This is a genomic window from Pseudomonas defluvii (genome assembly GCF_001695625.1).
In the GTDB taxonomy this organism is placed as follows: domain Bacteria; phylum Pseudomonadota; class Gammaproteobacteria; order Pseudomonadales; family Pseudomonadaceae; genus Aquipseudomonas; species Aquipseudomonas defluvii.
In genome coordinates, this window is sequence record NZ_MBPN01000092.1 from 1 (window position 1) to 19755 (window position 19755).

Below are 19755 nucleotides of genomic sequence, written 5' to 3' on the forward strand. Positions count from 1 at the left end.
GATGTTGACGAACGGTATCAGCAGCGCCAGGTACACCGAGCCGCCGAAACTCAGGCTCTTCCAGCGTTTTTCCCGCAGCCAGGCGAGCATTTCGTTCCAGCCCAGCTTGTGGTTGTCGGCCGGGTAGTCGATGTATTGAATGGCCATCATCCAGATCCCGAACACCAGCCACAACGGCGCCGCGATCAGGTTGACCACCGGAATCAGCGACAGAATGAACAGGGCGATGGTGCGCGGCAGGAAGTAGCCCAGTTTGCGCAGCTCACGGCCCAGCGTGCGCGGCACCATGGCGACCAGTTCGCCCCAGCTGAACGGCGGCGACTGATCGCTGCCGCGTATTACCGCTTCGACCTTTTCAGCCAGAAAGCCATTGAACGGGGCGGCGATGATATTGGCGAGCAGGGTGAAGGTGAAGAACACCATCAGCGCTACCAGCACGACAAACAGCGGCCACAGGATATAGCTGAGAAAGCTCAGCCAGTTCGGCAGGCTGGGCATCAACGCGTCGACCCACAGGCTGAACTGGTGCCCGGCAAGGTAGATAAGGCCGAAGAACAGCACCAGGTTGATCGTCAAAGGCAGCAACACGAACAGTCGCAGGCCTGGGCTGAGTACCAGTGTTAAGCCCTGACGCAGGTAGTCCGGGCCAGAAAGAACAGGGGCTTGCATAGAAGGCTCCGCGTGAGGATAAAACGCGCTGACATTACCGAGTTTGGGCACCCGGTGAAAGGCGGCAAGGCTTGGCGACACGCGATGTAACAAAAGCCGAGGTCGCTTGTGACCCGTAGGTCATAGAGGATCAGGCCATTCCCAAGACGGTAAATAGAGGTCGTCTATAAGGTAGATTGTCTAAGGATATTTCCTTAATCTCTGCCACCTCGCTACAGTGCGCACAACTTTTCAACGCCTTCGAATTCAATCTTCAAGGAGTTTTCATGAGCATTCTGGTTAACAAGCAAGCCCCTGATTTCGATGCCGCGGCAGTGCTGGGTGACGGTTCGATCGTTGACAGCTTCACGCTTTCCTCCCTGCGCGGCAAATACGTCGTGCTGTTCTTCTGGCCGTTGGACTTCACCTTCGTCTGCCCGTCGGAAATCATTGCCCACAACAACCGTATGGACAAGTTCCGTGAGCTGGGTGTTGAAGTGGTCGGTGTTTCCATCGACTCGCAGTTCACCCACCACGCCTGGCGCAACACGCCGGTGGAGAAGGGCGGCATTGGCGAAGTCGAATTCACCATGGTCGCTGACGTTAAACACGAAATCACCCGAGCCTATGGTATCGAGCATGACGCCGGCGTTGCCCTGCGCGCTTCGTTCCTGATCGACCAGAAAGGCGTGGTGCAGCATCAGGTGGTCAACAACCTGCCGCTGGGTCGTGAAGTCGACGAAATGATTCGTCTGGTCGAAGCCCTGCAGTTCACCGAACAGTACGGTGAAGTCTGCCCGGCCGGCTGGCGTCCAGGCCAGAAAGGCATGAAGGCCGATGCCAAGGGTGTTGCCGACTACCTGGCGGAAAACGCCAAGAGCCTGTAACCCACTGTTTTCAGGACCTGCGGCCAAAAGCCTTCCCCAAGTGCTTCGCAGGTTCTTTTTTATTCCAGCCGGCGATCCCGGCGTTACGACACTGGCCGCTACAGGCCAGGTCGACAGGAGAGTGTCATGTCTGAAGTACGTCATTCGCGAGTGATCATCCTCGGTTCCGGCCCTGCCGGTTACAGCGCCGCGGTGTACGCTGCCCGTGCCAACCTCAAGCCGCTGCTGATCACCGGCATGCAGGCTGGTGGCCAACTGACCACTACCACCGAAGTCGACAACTGGCCGGGCGACGCCCACGGCCTGACCGGCCCGGCACTGATGCAGCGTATGCAGGAACACGCCGAGCGCTTCGAGACGGAAGTAGTGTTCGACCACATCAACGCCGTGGACCTGGCGCAAAAGCCGTTCACCCTCAAAGGTGACAGCGCCACCTACACCTGTGATGCACTGATCATCGCCACCGGTGCCAGCGCTCGCTACCTGGGTCTGCCGTCGGAAGAAACTTTCATGGGCAAAGGTGTTTCGGCCTGCGCTACCTGTGACGGTTTCTTCTACCGCAACCGTGAGGTGGCCGTAGTGGGCGGCGGTAACACCGCTGTCGAGGAAGCCCTGTACCTGGCCAACATCGCCAGCAAGGTCACTCTGGTTCACCGCCGCGAAACCTTCCGCGCCGAGAAGATCCTGGTCGACAAGCTGCACGCTCGTGTGGCCGAAGGCAAGATCGTGCTGAAGCTCAACGCCACCCTGGACGAAGTGCTGGGTGACGACATGGGCGTGACCGGTGCGCGCCTGAAGAACAACGATGGCAGCAGCGAAGACATCAAGGTCGACGGCGTGTTCATCGCCATTGGCCATACTCCGAACACGTCGCTGTTCGAAGGCCAGCTGACCCTCAAGGACGGCTACCTGGTAGTCAACGGCGGCCGTGACGGCAACGCCACTGCCACCAACATCGAGGGTGTGTTTGCTGCCGGTGACGTGGCTGACCACGTGTACCGCCAGGCGATCACCTCGGCCGGTGCCGGTTGCATGGCTGCACTGGACGTCGAGCGCTACCTGGATGGCCTGCAGAACGCGGCACATTGATTCTGCGCAGGTAAATGACAAACCCCCGCCTTTGAGCGGGGGTTTGTTTTTCAGGCAAGGGGCCGCGTACGTGCGGTAAGCCCTCTGAGCCCTTACAGGCTCAGGCGCATCGACAGGTCCACCGCCTTGACGTCCTTGGTCATGGCGCCGATGGATATGTAGTCCACTCCCGTTTCGGCGATCACCAGCAGGGTGCTTTCGTTGATCCCGCCGCTGGCTTCGAGTTTGGCACGGCCAGCATTCAGGCGGACGGCTTCGCGCATGTCGTCCAGGCTCAGTTCGTCGAGCATGATGATGTCGGCACCAGCGTCCAGTGCCTGCTTCAGCTCGGCCAGGCTTTCCACTTCGATTTCCACGGGTTTGCCGGGGGCGATGCGGTGTGCCGCGGTGATCGCTTCGGCGATGCCGCCGCTGGCGGCAATGTGGTTTTCCTTGATCAGGAAGGCATCGTAGAGGCCGATCCGGTGGTTGTGGCAGCCGCCGCAGGTGACTGCATACTTCTGCGCCAGGCGCAGGCCTGGGAGCGTCTTGCGGGTGTCGAGCAGTTTGACCTGGGTATGGGCAACCTTGTCAGCGAGGAACTGCGCGTGGGTGGCGACACCGGAGAGCAACTGCAGGAAGTTCAAGGCGCTGCGTTCACCACTGAGCAGCGAGCGTGCCGGCCCTTCAAGGGTGAACAGGATCTGGTTGGGCCTGGCCCGGTCGCCGTCCTTGACCTGCCAATGCACCGCCACCCGAGGGTCGAGCTGGCGGAACACCGCATCCACCCATGCAGTACCGCTGATGACGCAGTTCTCACGGGTGATGATGGTGGCCTTGGCCAGGCGTTCGGCGGGGATCAGTTGGGCAGTGATGTCGCCGCTGCCAATGTCTTCGAGCAACGCACGGCGCACGTTGGCTTCGATTTCGGCAGTCAGATCGGCGAGGCGTAAATTCGGCATGGCGGGCTCCACAAGCTAAGTGGCCGGGATTATAGGTCAGCCCGTGCCGGGGTTGCAGCAAACAAGCGGCGTGTTGTGCAGGGTTTGGCTACTCGAGAACACACTTTTTCACGATACATCTGCCTGTGCGACGGGGCATACTGGCGTTGTCCTTGGGTTGCTTTCAGGAATTTCTATGCAGTTGGACCGTGCTACCGGCTGGGTTGCCGGCATCACCCATTGCCCTTCGCCAAACTTTAACGCCCGCCCTGATGGCGAAGCCATTTCCCTGCTGGTGATCCACAATATCAGCTTGCCGCCAGCGCAATTCGCCACCGGCAAGGTTCAGGCGTTCTTCCAGAACCGTTTGGACCCTGACGAGCACCCGTTTTTCGAGACCATCAAGACCTTGCGCGTTTCTGCGCATTTTTTGATCGAGCGTGATGGTGCCGTTACCCAGTTCGTGTCCTGCCTGGATCGGGCCTGGCACGCCGGTGTCTCGGCATTTGACGGTCGCGAAGGGTGTAACGACTTTTCTTTGGGTATCGAACTGGAGGGCACCGACGATATGCCCTTCACCGATGCCCAGTATCAGGCCTTGCAGGTGCTGACCCAGCAACTGCAGGCGGCCTGGCCAGCGATTAGCCGCGAACGGATTCGCGGCCACAGTGAAATTGCCCCGGGTCGCAAGACGGATCCGGGCCCAGCCTTTGATTGGGCGCGTTACCGCGCCGCCCTGCAGGATAGCGAGGAGAAATCATGAGTTTTCTGGTGTTGTTGCTGGTGTTGTGGATCGAGAAGTTTTCGGCGTTGCGTCAGCGCCTGCAGCGCGATCGCTTCTTTCTTGGCGAGTTGGCGCGACTGGAGCGTAGCGGCAAAACCCATCCGTGGTGGGCGCTGGGTATTCTGGTGCTGCTGCCGGTGGCGTTGCTGGCGTTGCTCGTGCATGCGCTGGAACCGGTGGCGTATGGTTTGCTGGTCTTTCCGATCCACTTGCTGGTGCTGATTTACAGCTTGGGACGTGGTGATGTGAAGGCGTCGCTGGGCGCGTTTCGCGATGCGTGGCGGCGTGGCGATGAGCAGGCCGCACTGCATGTGGCTGAGCGTGATCTGGGCTTGGCCGCCGACAATGAAACCATGTTGATTGAGCGGGTTGAAGGGCATCTGCTGTGGCAGGCCTACCAGAGCCTGTTCGCGGTGATTTTCTGGTACTTCCTGTTGGGCCCGGCCATCGCGTTGGGTTACCGCTTGTTGGCATTGACGGCGGCTCATGCGCGTAACGAGGCATTGCGTGACTGTGCAGGGCAGGTACGGCATGCCTTCGATTGGCTGCCCGTACGCTTGTTGGCCTTGAGTTTTGCCTTGGTCGGCAATTTCGTTGCGGTCAGCCGTGCGTTGTTGCACGAATTGCTGAACTGGCACATCAGCGCCGGTCGGCTGATTCACATCGCCGGCCGTGCGGCCGGCGAGCTCTCTCAGGGCGCTGCGGTTGGCCCTGATGGCCTTGCCGATCTGGACACCCTCTGGGAACTGCTGCTGCGTTCCGCCGTACTCTGGTACGCCGGCTTCGCCCTCTGGACCGTCCTTGCCTGAAACCATGGCGGATCGAGCTCGGGCTCGATCCGCCGGTTAACCTTAAGTTACAAAACCCCGCATCGATATGCGTTATACAGGACCTGGTGAACATCGCCGGTGGCCTAGAGCCATTGCGCCTATAGAACAATAAGAATCAAGGAGACGACCCGTGAAGCGCCTCTTGTATCCCGCCGTTGCGCTGATGAACCGCCTGAGTTTCGGGATGAAGTTCAGCCTGATCAGCGTCCTGTTTTTCCTGCCCATGCTGGTGACCAATTTCTATCTGGTCCGCGACGCGTATGCCCAGCTCAATGCCACCCGTGTCGAGCTGCAAAGCCTCGATCTGCTTGGCAGCAGCCTGATGTTGCGCAGTGATCTGGAAACCTTGGGCAACCTGGTGCAGATCAATGCTGTGCTGGGGCAGTCGGGCAAGGCCGAGGATGTCGAGGTGAAAATCTCGGCCCTTGAACAGCAACTGTTGTCCCGCCTGCAGGGTTTGAGCATGGTGTCGGTCGATGAGGCGCAGGTGCGAGCCTTCGAGGACAAACGCAGTGAAATGCTGGCCGTGTTCCAGCGTGCGCAGAGCGAATCGTCCTTGTTGAGCAAGGCAGCCCTGTTTGACAAGCTGCTGGCCCAGGCCCAGGTGCTGAGCAAGCTGATCGCCAGCCAGGCCGGGCTGAGCCAGGATGATGAGCGTGTCATCCGCCAACTCAGTGAGCTGTTGATCAGCGCAACCCCGCAGGTCACTCAGGCCTTGGGTGAGGGGCGAGCCATGGGCGCCTATTCCCTTGGTCAAGGCTTTCTCAATTCGTCCTCCAGTACCCGTTTCGAGGAACTGCTGCAGGCCCTCGACAAACTCGCAGCGGACTATGCGATCAAAGTGCAGGACGCCCTGGCCACTGAACCGCGGGCGAAGGCGAGCCTGGGGGCGCACGCTGCAGCCAGCCAGGCCACATTGAAGCAGGCCAGTGAGCTGTTCGAGGAGCAGGTGGTCATGGCCGACACCCTTGATGCGCCGTGGCCAGCTTTTTATCAACAGGCTAGCGACTTGATGGCGCAGACCTACCAACTCAACAGTGCAACCCTGGACTTTCTGCGCCTGGAGTTGCAGCAGCGACTGGGGGAATACCGTCAGCACATGACACTGCTGGTGGCGGCCCTGGCGGGCATATTCCTGTTGATCGTCTACCTGTACAGCGGCTTCTACGCCTCTACCCGCAGCACGCTGAAGCGTCTTGGCGTTGTGATGGATGAGGTGGCGGCCGGCGACATGACCGTGAACTTCCAGGCCCACAGCCGCGATGAGCTGGGTGAGTTGGGGCAGGTGTTCAATGCCACGGTGCGGCGTATTCACGACCTGATCGAGCAGGTTGGCCAGACTGTCGCGCAGGTTGAGTACCAGGCCGGGCAGGTGCATGCCGTTTCGGCGCGCAGCAACCAGGCGGTCAGCGGTCAGCGGGGGCAGATCGAACAGGTGGCCACGGCGATGAACCAGATGTCGGCGACGGCCCAGGAGGTCGCACGCAGCACGGCGGCGGCGGTCAACAGCGCCCATGGGGTCAATCGGGACACCGTCAGTGGGCGCAGCCTGGTGGAGTTGCAGCAAGGCAGCATTGCCCGCCTGGCCAGTGAGATTGATCAATCGGTACAGGTGATCAACCAGTTGGCCAGTGACAGCCAGGCCATCAGCCGGGTGCTGGAGGTGATCAAGAGCATTGCCGAACAGACCAACCTGCTGGCGTTGAACGCCGCTATCGAAGCGGCCCGTGCCGGCGAGCAAGGCCGTGGCTTCGCCGTGGTGGCCGATGAGGTGCGCACACTGGCCAAGCGCACTCAGCAATCGACCGAAGAAATCGAGCACATGATTTCACGCTTGCAGGGTGGTGTGGGCGCTGCGGTCAAGGCGATGGACAGCAGCCATCAGATGGCATCGGGTACGGTGGGCCAGTCAGAGCAGGTGCAGCAGGCGCTGGAGAACATTCTGGGTGCCGTCGGTACGATCGTCGACCAGAACCAGCAGATTGCCGCTGCGGTAGAGCAGCAGACCGCGGTAGCCCATGACATCGACCAGAACATCGTGCAGATCAACCGCGCCGCCGAGCATGCCAGTGACGGCGCGCACCAGACCGAAGATGCCAGTCGGCAACTGTCTACCCAGGTGCTGGAGCTCAAGCGTTTGATTGGGGCGTTTCGGGTCTAGGATCAGGCACGTTTGCTGGACGAGGGGTTACCAGCCAAACAGCTCACAGGCCGTGAGGCTGCTGGCCTCGGCCAACTGCTCGGGCGCAATGCCCATCAGCTCGGCCAGCGCGTTGGCAATCTGTGGCAGGTGTTCCGGGCTGTTGCGCAGCCCGGCAAACATCACCGGTGCCATGTCCGGTGCGTCGGTTTCCAGTACCACGCTGTCCAGTGGCAAACGCGCAATGGTTTTGCGCAGGCGCAGTGCCTGTGGCCAAGTGGCCGCGCCACCCAGGCCGAGCTTGAAGCCCAGCTTGATGTACTCCCTGGCTTCTTCGTAACTGCCGGCAAACGCGTGGATTATTCCACCGCGTGCCAGCTTGTAGCGCTTGAGGGTTGCAATGACCTGAGCGTGGCTGCGCCGTACATGCAGCAGCGCTGGCAGGTTGAAGTCAGCTGCCAGCTGTAACTGGCCTTCAAACAAGGTGTTTTGCCGATCCCGGTCGAGGGTTTCCAGGTAGTAGTCCAGGCCAAACTCACCCACTGCACACAGCTGGCGCGCGCCCTGCAGGCGGTTCAGCCAGTCTTTCAGTGCCAGCAGATCCTCGGCGCGGTGCTCATCCAGGTACACCGGATGCAGGCCAAACGCGGCATACAACTGTGCGTCGCTTTGCACCAGCTCCCAGATCCGCTGCCAGTTGTCCCGATACACCCCCAGCACCACCATGCGCTCGACACCCTGGGCCCGGGCATTGGCCAGCAATGCTGTACGGTCAGCATCGAAGTCCGGAAAGTCCAGGTGCGTGTGGGTGTCGATCAGGCGCATGGTCAGGCCGCAAAGATTCGCTGTTTGAAGGTCCGGCCAATGGCATGGACACCCGGCGTGTAATCGTTTTTCTCAACCGCCGCCAAAGCCAGTTTCAGCGCCGTTTCGGCGATCAGCCCGTGTTGCTGGGCCATGGCGTTGACTGGCAGTGGCAGGAAGTCCAGCAACTGGGTGTCACCAAAGGTGCCCAGATGCACAGCACGGGAGTCGGCTGGACGGCTTTGCAGTACGTCGAATACACCCTGTAGCAGCACGTAGGAGGTGGTCACCAGCGCGTCGGGCAGGCGGCCCAGATCGGCCAGCAGTTCGCCCATCAGGCGACGACCGCAGTCACGGCTGAAGGCCTCGCCCTGATAGTGGCTGATGCTGCCGGTAAAGCCTTCCAGCGCCTGATCGAAGCCACGGGTACGGGCCTGGCTGACGCTCAGTTCGGCACGCGCACCAATCAGGGCGATGTGCTTGGGCGCCGATTCCAGCAGGCTGCGGGTCAACTGCAGGCTGGCGTTCTGGTCATCACTGACCACCGAGCAGAAATGCGCGGCGTCCAGCGTACGGTCGATGGCAATGATCGGCAGGCCTTTAGCCTGCAATTGCCGATAGCTATCGTCGTCTTCTGGCAGGCAGGTGGCGACAAACAAGGCATCACAACGGCGTGCGCGGAACAACTGCTGCAACTGCCGCTCGCTCTCGGGGTTGTCGTCGCTGCTGGCGATCAGCAACTGATAGCCCTGGGCGCGGGCGCCTTGCTCCAGCCGTTTGGCGATGCACGCGTAGGAGGGGTTTTCCAGATCAGGCAGGATGAACCCCAGGGTGCGCGTGTGTCGGCTGCGCAGGCCTGCGGCCTGTGGGTTGGGCGTGAAGCCATGTGCATCGACCACTGCACGCACCCGCTCTACAGTACTGTTACTGATGCGTTGCTGTTCGGCCTTGCCATTGATGACATAGCTGGCGGTGGTCACAGACACACCGGCCAGGCGAGCGATATCGCTGAGTTTCACCGAATTATCCTTGTTATTACCAGGTCTTGGCTGCGAAGCCTGACTGGGTAGTTTCGCCGATCTCATCGCAGTAGCGCAGACGACTATTGTCGCAGTTGCCCGACAAGATGGGGCTTCATAGATCGCAGATTATCGAGTAACGTGATCGTCATTATAGATTAAACGTTTCAGCTGGCGCTTTTTCTGCCCTGCTAGCCACCGGCGCCAAGGCCAGACCTCTGAGGACTGTGCTGAAATATCCACAACAATACCTCGGCGCCCACCTGGCGCTGCAAAGGAGAGGGTCATGCTCGAGCTCACCGTAGAGCAGATATCCATGGGCCAGACGGCTGTGGATAAACCGGCCGCACTGCAACTGTTGGCGGACCTGCTGGTCGCTGACGGGTTGGTCGCCGAAGGTTACCTGGCCGGGTTGCAGGCCCGCGAGACACAAGGCTCGACCTTTCTTGGCCAAGGCATCGCCATTCCCCACGGCACTCCACAGACCCGCGACCTGGTGCATACCACCGGCGTGCGGCTGTTGCAGTTTCCCGAAGGCGTGGACTGGGGCGACGGTCAGAAGGTTTACCTGGCCATTGGCATCGCCGCCAAATCCGATGAGCACCTGCGGCTGCTGCAACTGCTGACCCGGGCCTTGGGTGAAACCGACCTGGGTGAGGCGCTGCGCCGTGCTTCCTCTGCCGAGGCACTGTTGAAATTGCTGCAGGGCGCACCGCAAGCGTTGGCGCTGGATGCTCAACTGATCGGCCTTGGCGTGCCGTCGGAAGATTTCGAGGAACTGGTCTGGCGCGGCGCACGCCTGCTGCGGCGTGCCGAATGCGTGGGGAACGGCTTTGCGGCGGTGCTCCAGCAAGTCGAAGCCTTGCCGCTGGGCGATGGGCTTTGGTGGTTGCACAGCGAGCAGACGGTGCGGCAACCGGGCCTGGCGTTCGTGACCCCGGCACAACCGCTGCGTTACCTGGGCCAGCCCTTGAACGGGCTGTTCTGCCTGGCCAGCCTGGGCGAAGCCCATCAGGCGCTGCTCGAACGTTTATGCACACTGCTGATCGAAGGCCGTGGCCAGGAGCTGTTCCGCGCCACCAGCAGCCGCACGGTATTGGAAGTATTGGGTGGCGAAGTGCCGGTCGACTGGCCCTGCGCACGCATTACCCTGGCCAATGCCCATGGCTTGCATGCGCGCCCGGCCAAGATCCTTGCGCAGTTGGCCAAGGCCTTTGAGGGCGAAATTCGCCTGCGCTTGCCGGAAACCGGTCAGGCTGCCGTCTCCGTGAAGAGCTTGAGCAAGCTGCTCAGCCTGGGCGCTCACCGTGGGCAGGTGCTGGAATTCATCGCCGAGCCAAGCATTGCGGCTGACGCGTTGCCGGCCTTGCTGGCGGCAGTGGAAGAGGGGCTGGGCGAGGAGATCGAGCCGTTGCCGACTCTTGCGTCCGAGCCTGTGGTTGCCGAGGTGATACAACCGTTGGTTCAGGCCCCGGTGGCAGGTGCGTTGATTCAAGGGGTGGCGGCCGCCCCTGGAATCGCCAGCGGCCCGGCGCATGTCCAGGTGTTGCGCGAATTCGACTATCCGCTGCGCGGTGAATCACCTGCTGTGGAGCGCGAGCGATTGCAGCAGGCGCTCGCGGCCGTACGTGACGATATCGACGGGGTGATCAAGCGCAGCCAGGCCAAGGCGATCCGTGAAATCTTCATCACCCACCTGGAAATGCTCGACGATCCCGAACTGGGCGATGAGGTTGAACAGCGTCTGCGCCAGGGTGAAAGCGCCGAAGCCGCGTGGATGGCGGTAATCGATGGCGCAGCCCGACAGCAGGAAGCCCTGCACGATGCCCTGCTCGCTGAACGTGCCGCCGACCTGCGCGACGTCGGTCGCCGGGTGCTGGCGCAGTTGTGTGGCGAGGCCGATGTCGCCTTGCCGGACGCGCCTTATGTGCTGGTCATGGAAGAGGTTGGGCCTTCCGATGTCGCCCGGCTTGACCCGGCCCGTGTTGCCGGCATTCTTACCGCCCGCGGGGGCGCTACCGCGCACAGCGCCATTGTTGCCCGTGCGCTTGGCATTCCTGCGGTGGTGGGGGCGGGGGCGTCAGTGTTGTTGATTGCCCAAGGCACGCCGCTGCTGCTCGACGGCCAGCGCGGACGTTTGCATGTGGCGCCCGAGCCTGCGCTGTTGCAGCGCTCACTGGCCGAGCGTGACCGTCGTGAACAGCGTTTGCAGGCCGCCCGTGCGCGTCGTCTGGAACCGGCGCATACCCTGGATGGGCACGCGATCGAAGTCTTTGCCAACATCGGTGAAAGCGCGGGTATCGCGGCGGTGGTCGACCATGGAGCCGAAGGTATCGGCTTGCTGCGCACTGAGCTGATTTTCATGGCCCACCAGAGCGCTCCCGATGAAGCGACTCAGGAGGCGGAGTACCGCAAGGTGCTCGATGGTCTCGACGGGCGGCCACTGGTGGTGCGAACCCTTGATGTCGGGGGGGACAAACCGTTGCCCTACTGGCCGATCGAGCAGGAAGAAAACCCGTTCCTCGGTGTACGCGGTATTCGCCTGACACTACAGCGGCCACAGATCATGGAGAGCCAGTTGCGGGCCCTGTTGCGCGCTGCCGACAACCGCCCGCTGCGGATCATGTTTCCGATGGTCGGGCAGTTGGAGGAGTGGCGCGAAGCGCGGGCGATGGTCGAGCGCCTGCGTCAGGAAATCGAGGTCAGCGACCTGCAGGTCGGGATCATGATCGAAGTGCCTTCGGCGGCCATACTGGCGCCGGTGCTGGCCCGCGAAGTGGACTTCTTCAGCGTCGGCACCAATGACCTGACCCAGTACACCCTGGCCATTGACCGTGGTCACCCGACGCTTTCCGCCCAGGCCGATGGCCTGCACCCTGCGGTACTGCACTTGATCGACACGACGGTGCGTGCGGCCCATGCCCACGGCAAGTGGGTCGGGGTATGCGGCGAACTGGCGGCCGACCCACAGGCGGTGCCAATCCTGCTGGGCCTTGGGGTGGATGAACTGAGCGTGGCGGCGCGCAGCATCGCCGAGGTCAAGGCTCAGGTACGTGAACTGAATTATGAACACACCCGGCAGTTGGCGCGTGACGCGTTGGCTCAGGGTAGCGCCGCCGATGTGCGGGCGCTGGTGGAGATACTCTGATGGCCAAGATCCTGACGCTGACCCTCAACCCGGCACTGGACCTCACCGTTACGCTGGAGCACTTGCAGCCGGGCACCGTCAACCGCAGCAAAGGCCTGCAGGCTCATGCCGCTGGCAAAGGGCTCAACGTGGCTCAGGTGCTGGCCGACCTGGGGCACCAGATGACAGTAAGCGGTTTTCTGGGGGCGGATAACCTTCAACCGTTTGAGGCGCTGATGGCACAGCGTGGCTTTGTTGACGACTTCATTCGTGTTCCGGGGCAGACCCGTAGCAATATCAAGCTGGTCGAAGGCACAGGGCGGGTGACGGACATCAATGGCCCGGGGCCGGAGGTCAACGAATCGGCCTTTGCGGCACTGTTGGAGCGTCTTGAGCACATTGCACCGGGCCATGACGCCGTGGTCGTGGCCGGTAGCCTGCCGCCTGGCGTCACCGTGCAGTGGTTTGCACAACTGCTTGCCCGCCTCAAGGCCTTGGGGCTGAAGGTGGCGCTGGACACCAGTGGCGAGGCCTTGCGGGCCGGCCTTGCCAGCATGCCGTGGTTGGTCAAGCCCAACACCGACGAACTGGCTGAAGTGCTGGAAACGCCGCTGCACAGTTTTACCGAGCAGCACGCCGCAGCGCGCCGTTTGCTGGACCTGGGCATTGAGGAAGTGGTGGTTTCTCAAGGGGCCGAGGGCGTTACCTGGTTCAACGCCGAGGCCACCTTGCACGCCTCGCCGCCCCGCGTGAAGGTCGCCAGTACCGTGGGTGCCGGTGATTCGCTGTTGGCGGGCATGGTCCACGGGCTGCTGACTGGCGACGACGCCAAGACCACCTTGCGGCGGGCAACCGCCATTGCGGCCATGGCCGTGAGCCAGATCGGCTTTGGCATTACCGACCCACAGTACCTCGTGCAGTTGCAGCGTGAGATCCGAATCCACACCCCGGCAGCAGAACAAGAGGGTTGAACATGAAACTGGCGATTGTCACGGCTTGTCCCAACGCCATGGTCTCCAGCGTGCTGAGTGCACGCTTGCTGGAGGCTGCGGCCCGCCGCCAGGGCTATGGCACCAGCGTCGAAGTTCACGACCCGGCACACCCTGAGCGGCAACTTCAGGCGGCGGATATCGATGCGGCTGACTGGGTTCTGGTGGTCAGCAGCGGCCCGCTGGACCTGCAACGGTTTGCCGGCAAGCGGCTGTTTCGCAGCACCCCATCGCAGGCGCTGCAGGATGTTGATCATTTCTTGCGCGAGGCGGCCCAGAAGGCCGAGGTTTATCAGCCGGTGATCGAGGCTGCGGCGCCTGTCGTACAGGGCAAACGCATTGTCGCCATCACCGCCTGCCCGACCGGAGTGGCTCACACCTTTATGGCCGCCGAGGCGTTACAGCAGGCCGCGCAGCAACTGGGTTACCAGCTTGAAGTGGAAACCCAGGGTTCAGTCGGCGCCCGCACACCGCTCAGCGCCCAGGCGATTGCTGATGCGGATGTGGTGTTGCTGGCTGCCGATATCGAAGTGGCCACCGAGCGTTTTGCCGGCAAGCGGATCTACCGCTGCGGCACCGGCATTGCCCTGAAACAGGCGCGCGCTACCCTGGATAAAGCGTTGGCCGAAGGCAAGCAGGAGTCGGCGTCGGCTGCCGGGCAGGCTGCACCGGCCAAGGGTGAGAAGACCGGTGTCTACAAGCACCTGCTGACCGGTGTTTCGTTCATGTTGCCGATGGTGGTGGCAGGTGGTTTGCTGATCGCCCTGTCCTTTGTTTTCGGTATCGAGGCGTTCAAACAGCCAGGCACGTTACCGGCGGCGCTGATGCAGATCGGTGGTGAGGCGGCCTTCAAACTCATGGTGCCGTTGCTGGCCGGCTACATCGCCTACTCGATTGCCGACCGCCCGGGCCTTGCGCCAGGCATGATTGGCGGCCTGCTGGCCAGCACCTTGGGGGCCGGGTTCATTGGCGGTATCGTCGCCGGTTTTCTCGCCGGGTACAGCGCCAAGGCCATCAACCGCTGGGCGCGACTGCCCAGCAGCCTGGAAGCGCTCAAGCCGATCCTGATCATTCCGTTGCTGGCCAGCCTGTTCACGGGCCTGGTGATGATCTATGTGGTCGGCCAGCCGGTGGCGCAGATGCTCGCGGGGCTGACCCATTTCCTCGACAGCATGGGCACTACCAATGCCATTCTCCTCGGCATCCTGCTGGGCGGGATGATGTGCGTTGACCTTGGTGGGCCGATCAACAAGGCCGCGTATGCGTTTTCCGTGGGGCTGTTGGCCTCGCAGAGTTATGCACCGATGGCTGCGACGATGGCGGCGGGTATGGTGCCGCCGATCGGGCTGGGTATTGCCAGTTTTATCGCACGGCGCAAATTTGCCCAGAGTGAGCGAGAGGCCGGCAAGGCCGCCTTGGTGCTGGGGCTGTGCTTCATTTCCGAAGGCGCAATTCCGTTTGCGGCCAAAGACCCGCTGCGGGTGATTCCCGCCAGCATTGCCGGCGGGGCGTTGACCGGTGCCTTGTCGATGTACTTCGGTTGCAAGCTGATGGCACCCCATGGCGGGCTGTTCGTGCTGTTGATCCCGAACGCCATCAACCACGCGCTGCTCTACCTGTTGGCGATTCTCGCCGGTAGCCTGTTGACCGCTGTGTTGTACGCGCTGCTCAAGCGCAGCGACGTTGCCGAGTTGGCGGTCGAGCCGGTCAAGGCCTGAGGGGGCTCAGGCCAGTTCGTGCAGGGCACGGACCAGCGCCTGGATATCGTCCGGTGTTGTCGTGAAGCCGGGCGTCACCCGAATGCACGGTCCGCAGGCTGAGCCATCGCGGGCCACGGTGAACAGGTTGTGCTCGTCCAGCAGGCGCCGAACCATGGCCGGCTGGTCAGGCTGGCGGGTAAAGCGCAATGAGGTGATACCGCAGTACAGGCGCGGATCGTCCGGGGTCAGTACTTCGATGCCGGGCAATGCGCGCACCTGCTCAACCCAAAGGTCACGCAGGTAACTCAGGCGTGCCCCTTTTACGGCGGCGCCACCCATGGCCCGGTGCTCTTCGAATACAGTCGGCAAGGTCATCCAGGCGGGAATGTTCGGCGTGCCGTATGGCGCCCGCGAGCGGATGTCATCGCGTTGGTAACTCGCCTCGCTCATGTCGGGGGCGATGGCCTGCAGGCGTTCTTCGGCGATGTACAACACCCCCAGGCTCAGCGGCGCGCCGATCCACTTCTGCAGGTTGAAGGCGGCGAAGTCGATGCCTAACTGATCCAGTCTGAAGTCCACCAACCCCAGGGCATGGGCACCGTCGAGCATGACCTCGACACCGTGTGCTCGGGCACAGGCGGCAATGGCCTGCACCGGCATCACCAACCCGGTGCGGTGGGTCACGTAAGTCAGAGCCATCAGCTTGAGTCGAGGGTAGCGCTCGAACGCCTGGCGGTAACTGTCGAGCAGGTTGTCAAAGGTGGCTGGATGCGGATGGCGCAGCTCGATCACTTCCACACCACGGTGGTGCGCCAGCCAGCGCATGGCGCGCTGCACGCTGTCGTATTCCAGGTCGCTGATCAGTACCTGATCGCCTGGGCGCAGGCCGTTGTAGTTGCGGATCAGCGACAGCATTGATGCCGATGCGCTTTGCGTCAGGGCCACCGTGTGTGCTGGAACCTGCAACAGTTCAGCCAGGGCAGCGTGGATCTGCAGGGTGCCGACCTGATCGAACTGCTGACGCACCGGCAGTGAATTGCCTCGGTTGATCGCCATGATATGCGCTTGGTAGCGCTCGGCGACCGTGCGAGTCATGCGACCGAAGTAGCCGTACTCAAGGTTGATCGGCCCAGGCTCGATGTCGTAGCGCGAGGCAACGTTTTGCCAGTAGCCCTCGTCGCGGGCCAGAAGGGAGGGCTCAGACAGGGGCAGGTGCTTCATGCGTAGGCTCGCTGTGTCAGGGGCGGGGGCGTGGGTGTTTTTTACGCAGGGGAACGAGCAAGTCCGACAGGCCGTTGTGGTCGACTTCATGCATCAGTGCCAACAGGCTGCCCAACTCGCCCTTGGGAAAGCCTTCTCGGGCGAACCAGTTCAGGTACTGGCCAGGCAGGTCGGCGATCAAGCGGCCTTTGTACTTGCCGAAAGGCATTTCGCGGGTGACCAGCAGTTCAAGGGCTTCGGGGTTCATGATGCGGCAACAACCTGTGACGTCGAGGGCACGACGATACAGGCATTCGACCGGTGAGCCAAAGGACAGATCCCGTCGAAAAACAGCATACAGATTTGCCCCCGGCCGGCGCTGAGGCTAGACGACCTGATTGCGGCCGTTGTGCTTGGCTTGGTATAGCGCCTCATCGGCAGCCCTCAACAGCGCGTCGAGGCTGTGCTGCGGGCAGTCTGGCGCGTGGGTGGCAACGCCGATACTGACGGTTACCGGCTGCACATCGTTGGCGTACGGTGGTTGCATTTCGATCTGGCGGCGCAGGTTCTCGGCCAGTTGATGGGCGCCCTGCCTATCGGTTTCCGGCAGGATGATCAGAAACTCTTCGCCGCCGTAACGGGCGGCAAGGTCTGCTGGCCGACGGATGCAGCGCTGGATGGTCGCGGCCACTCTGCGCAGTGCCTGATCGCCGCCCTGATGGCCGTGCCGCTCGTTGAAGGCCTTGAAGCGATCCACGTCCACCATCAGTACCGACAAGGGGCGGGCGTTGCGCTTGGCCCTGGCCCATTCCTGGCGCAGCACCTGGTCCAGGCGCCGCCGATTCGGCAGGTTGGTCAGGCTGTCGGTGGCGGCGAGGGTGGCCAGGCCTTGCTCGGCATCCTGGCGGCGGCGCAGCTCGCGACCCAGCAACAGCGTGAGCCAGAGAATGCCGAGGCACAGCACGCCTGTTGCGGCACCCACCACCAGTGCGGTTCGCAGCCACGATGCGAATACTTCTTCAGTGGGCAGGGCCACAACCACCATCAATGGCAGGTCGGTGACGCGGGAAAAGGTGAACAGACGTTCTTTGCCATCCAGTGACGAGGCTGCGCTAAAGCTGCCTTTGCCTTCTTGCATGGCGCGCTGGAAGTTCGGCTCCTGGCTGAAGTCCTTGCCCACCAACTGGCGGTTGTCCACCGCCGAGTGCCGGGCAAGCAGTACGCCGTTGGTATTGATCAGGTTGATGCTGCCTTCCTGGCCGATGTCCAGGCGCTGGAACAGCTCGTCGAAGTACGACAGGCGCAATGCACCGGCAGCGACGCCAGCAAATCCGCCATGAATGTCCGAGATCCTGCGGCTAAAGCCAATGCACCAGTCCAGGTCGCCAAGCCGCGCTTTGAACGGTTGGCTGATCAGCAGGCCCAGGCCAGGGTTTGCCCGGTGATCCTGGAATACCTTGCTGTCGGCAAAATTGGCGCTGCGTGGTGTCGTACTGGAGGAATCGGCGACCACATCGCCATTACTGTCGAGCCAAAGGATGTCGCCGCGCAATGGCACACTGAAGGCCTGGTTGAACAGCACCTGGTGGCGCAGTTCAGGCGGAATCGTCAACAGCTCCGGGCGCTGTGCCGCCCAGATCAGGCCTCGCAAGGACAGGTTGTAGAGTTCCACGTTGCGCACAATGTCGGTGTCGATCAACTGCACGATGTTGCGTGCCGAGCGAACGGCGGCCTGCTCGACGTTGGTACGTTCGCGCATCAACAGGAACGTGACGATAGCAACGATTGCCAGAACCGTCAGGCAACTGCCCAGGTTAAGAACCAGTTCCGGATGGCTTCGGTACAGGGCAGAGCGTTGAGGCCGGGTGCGCGAAGTCATGGTTGCCAGTGTTTGACCATAGGTCATGAGCAAGAGGGAGTGCACGGAGGGTGCGCGGCGGCGTATTTTAGGGGTGTGTGTATTGTCGGACAAGATCTAAGGTTATGCATGTCGCTACCTTGTCAGGTTCAACAGATGAACGGCGGGTGTCTTTTGGTGCGGAGATCTCTGCAGGTGCAGGTTGTGCCTGCGATACGGGCGCTGTGTACGTGCTGGCGCCCGAACGCTCCCATCGCAGGCAAGCCTGCTCCAACAAGGCTCTTGCAGCCCCGAAGGCATGACTGGCTCGCCTGCGATGCCGCAGGTTAGAAAATGTTCAGCGGATACTCGACGATCACACGGTATTCATCGACGTTGTTATCCACCTGCGAATAGCCCTGGCTACCCCGGTGGGCGGCCCAGCGCAGCAGGACGGAAAGGTCCTTGAGGTTGCCTTCCTGGAACACGTACTGCAGGTCGATGTCGCGTTCCCAGTGCTGCGCGTTCTTGCCATCGGGGTTGTACCAGGTTTCGCCGTAGCCTGCGCTGTTCGGGTCGACTTTGGTCAGGTCCAACTCACCGTGTGAGTAGGACACCACCGACGTCAGGCCGGGTACGTCAAGGCCCGCGAAGTCATACGCGTACTTGAGCTTCCAGGAGCGCTCGTTGGGGCCGTTGAAGTCCGAGTAGATCTGCGAGTTGTCCAGGTAGATGCTGTCGCCCTGGGTGATGTAGTCGAACGGGGTGTTGCCGTTGACGCGCTGATACACCGCGGTGATCGCATGAAAACCGATACCGACGGTGAAGTGCAGGCTGTAAGTGTTGTTGTCGATGTTGCCCAGCAGCGCATCGCCCGTGTCCTGGGTGTGATAGAAATGCACGCCCGGGTTGAGGCTGACCAGATCGTTCACCTGATAGGTGTAGTCGAGGTCGGCGTAATACTGGTTCCAGATGTCCTTGAGTTCCGCGGCATACAGGCTGGCGGTGAGGTTCGGAATCGAACTCCAGGCTACCCCGGCCCAGTTCAGGTGGCGGCTTTCGCGGTCGTCTGGCAGTTCGCCATAAGAGGTGCCGATGCGGCTGTGCCCGCTTTGGTTGTAGAGCTTGGTGAAGCTAGCCTGGCCGGCGTCGAACATCAGGCCGTCGAGGCTGTTGTTGGTCAGGCTGACCCCGCGAAAGGTCTGCGGCAACATGCGGCTTTCGCCCCCGGCGATCACCGGATTGTTCAGGAACAGGTCGCCGGCCTTGAGCTCGGTGTCGAAGGCCTTGAGCTTGAGCGCCGCCCCTGCGGTCGAGAAGGAATCCGGAGCCTTGCCGTACTCGTAACCTTCTTTGCTGGTACTGCTGACCGGCAGGATGCTGGAGTTGCCGGTACCGCCACCGCCATCGAGTTTCAGGCCGAGCATGGCATGCGCATCAAGGCCGAAGCCGAGTGGGCCTTGCGTGTAGCCCGACTCAAACTTGCCAATGAAGCCCTGGCCCCACTCCTTGTTATCGCGCTGGCCTTGCGAGAGCTGGTTGCGATTCATGTAGTAGTTACGGCTAAGCAATTTGAGGCTGGAGCCTTCGATGAAACCTTCAGCGGGTTCGTCGTCTGCTTGGGCTGTGAAAGGCATCATTGCAGTCAGTGCAACGAATAGCGGTGTGAATCGTAAAGCAATGCTCACCGTGGTTAACTCCTTGGGTGAAGGTGTGGCTGTTTTTTATTGTGCGAAACAACGATCGTCAGGGGGTAAGGACGATCAAACTCAGGCACTTTT

16 protein-coding genes are annotated in these 19755 nt (G+C 61.8%); 8 read left to right on the forward strand and 8 right to left on the reverse strand.

The features are described from left to right. Window positions 1–669, reverse strand: a 669-nt coding sequence (gene cysZ, locus EKA13_RS20610; protein WP_065761143.1) for a sulfate transporter CysZ, incomplete at its 3' end; no start/stop codon positions are given. 266 nt (window positions 670–935) lie between these two features. On the opposite strand from cysZ, the gene EKA13_RS20615 reads away from it, so the two are divergent. Next, complete coding sequence (locus tag EKA13_RS20615) at window positions 936–1535, forward strand: peroxiredoxin (RefSeq protein ID WP_065761144.1); 600 nt, start codon at window positions 936–938, stop codon at window positions 1533–1535. Window positions 1536–1661: 126 nt separating this feature from the next. Beyond that, window positions 1662–2624: a thioredoxin-disulfide reductase gene (gene trxB / locus EKA13_RS20620; RefSeq protein WP_065761145.1), complete on the forward strand. Its 963-nt coding sequence runs from the start codon at window positions 1662–1664 to the stop codon at window positions 2622–2624. A gap of 92 nt (window positions 2625–2716) precedes the next feature. Here the strand turns inward: trxB and nadC are convergent, their stop codons facing one another. Further along, window positions 2717–3565, reverse strand: coding sequence for a carboxylating nicotinate-nucleotide diphosphorylase (gene nadC, locus EKA13_RS20625; protein ID WP_065761146.1), 849 nt, complete (start codon window positions 3563–3565; stop codon window positions 2717–2719). Window positions 3566–3740: 175 nt separating this feature from the next. On the opposite strand from nadC, the gene ampD reads away from it, so the two are divergent. The 3 genes from ampD to EKA13_RS28965 all read left to right on the forward strand — a co-directional run bounded on the left by ampD (window position 3741) and on the right by EKA13_RS28965 (window position 7319). Next, window positions 3741–4307 carry a 1,6-anhydro-N-acetylmuramyl-L-alanine amidase AmpD gene (gene ampD, locus EKA13_RS20630; protein WP_065761147.1) on the forward strand — a complete coding sequence of 189 codons (567 nt, stop codon included), beginning with the start codon at window positions 3741–3743 and terminating at the stop codon, window positions 4305–4307. Next, a complete protein-coding gene (gene ampE, locus EKA13_RS20635) occupies window positions 4304–5137 on the forward strand; it encodes a regulatory signaling modulator protein AmpE (protein ID WP_065761148.1) in 834 nt (277 codons plus the stop codon). Before ampD ends, ampE begins: the two co-directional genes overlap by 4 nt. A 1477-nt stretch (window positions 5138–6614) precedes the next feature. Next, window positions 6615–7319 (forward strand): methyl-accepting chemotaxis protein, encoded by a 705-nt coding sequence (locus EKA13_RS28965; RefSeq protein ID WP_425415178.1) that lies wholly within the window; start codon window positions 6615–6617, stop codon window positions 7317–7319. Window positions 7320–7346: 27 nt separating this feature from the next. Here EKA13_RS28965 and EKA13_RS20645 read toward each other — a convergent pair whose 3' ends face one another. Both EKA13_RS20645 and cra read right to left on the reverse strand, forming a co-directional pair. Continuing rightward, complete coding sequence (locus EKA13_RS20645; RefSeq protein ID WP_065761150.1) at window positions 7347–8123, reverse strand: TatD family hydrolase; 777 nt, start codon at window positions 8121–8123, stop codon at window positions 7347–7349. Between the two features lie 2 nt (window positions 8124–8125). Then, a complete protein-coding gene (cra, locus tag EKA13_RS20650) occupies window positions 8126–9121 on the reverse strand; it encodes a catabolite repressor/activator (protein WP_065761151.1) in 996 nt (331 codons plus the stop codon). A 286-nt stretch (window positions 9122–9407) separates the two neighbouring features. On the opposite strand from cra, the gene ptsP reads away from it, so the two are divergent. The 3 genes from ptsP to EKA13_RS20665 are packed head-to-tail and all read left to right on the forward strand — an operon-like array spanning window position 9408 to window position 14955. Beyond that, on the forward strand, window positions 9408–12269 hold the full coding sequence (gene ptsP / locus EKA13_RS20655; protein WP_065761152.1) for a phosphoenolpyruvate--protein phosphotransferase: 2862 nt from the start codon (window positions 9408–9410) through the stop codon (window positions 12267–12269). Beyond that, window positions 12269–13219, forward strand: a complete 951-nt coding sequence (gene pfkB, locus EKA13_RS20660) for a 1-phosphofructokinase (protein ID WP_065761153.1) — start codon at window positions 12269–12271, stop codon at window positions 13217–13219. The genes ptsP and pfkB overlap by 1 nt, the downstream gene beginning before the upstream one ends. Before the next feature lie 2 nt (window positions 13220–13221). Beyond that, window positions 13222–14955 carry a PTS fructose-like transporter subunit IIB gene (locus EKA13_RS20665; protein ID WP_065761154.1) on the forward strand — a complete coding sequence of 578 codons (1734 nt, stop codon included), beginning with the start codon at window positions 13222–13224 and terminating at the stop codon, window positions 14953–14955. Window positions 14956–14961: 6 nt separating this feature from the next. On the opposite strand, the gene EKA13_RS20670 is transcribed toward EKA13_RS20665, so the two are convergent. The 4 genes from EKA13_RS20670 to EKA13_RS20685 all read right to left on the reverse strand — a co-directional run bounded on the left by EKA13_RS20670 (window position 14962) and on the right by EKA13_RS20685 (window position 19614). Then, on the reverse strand, window positions 14962–16158 hold the full coding sequence (locus tag EKA13_RS20670; RefSeq protein WP_100250154.1) for an aminotransferase class V-fold PLP-dependent enzyme: 1197 nt from the start codon (window positions 16156–16158) through the stop codon (window positions 14962–14964). 16 nt (window positions 16159–16174) lie between these two features. Continuing rightward, on the reverse strand, window positions 16175–16408 hold the full coding sequence (locus EKA13_RS20675) for a DUF3820 family protein (protein ID WP_083199871.1): 234 nt from the start codon (window positions 16406–16408) through the stop codon (window positions 16175–16177). A gap of 114 nt (window positions 16409–16522) precedes the next feature. Beyond that, window positions 16523–18016 carry a GGDEF domain-containing protein gene (locus tag EKA13_RS20680; protein WP_065761157.1) on the reverse strand — a complete coding sequence of 498 codons (1494 nt, stop codon included), beginning with the start codon at window positions 18014–18016 and terminating at the stop codon, window positions 16523–16525. A 305-nt stretch (window positions 18017–18321) separates the two neighbouring features. Beyond that, the gene (locus EKA13_RS20685; protein WP_065761158.1) at window positions 18322–19614 is read right to left on the reverse strand and encodes an OprD family porin; all 1293 of its coding nucleotides are present in this window, start codon (window positions 19612–19614) and stop codon (window positions 18322–18324) included. Window positions 19615–19755: the final 141 nt, after the last annotated feature.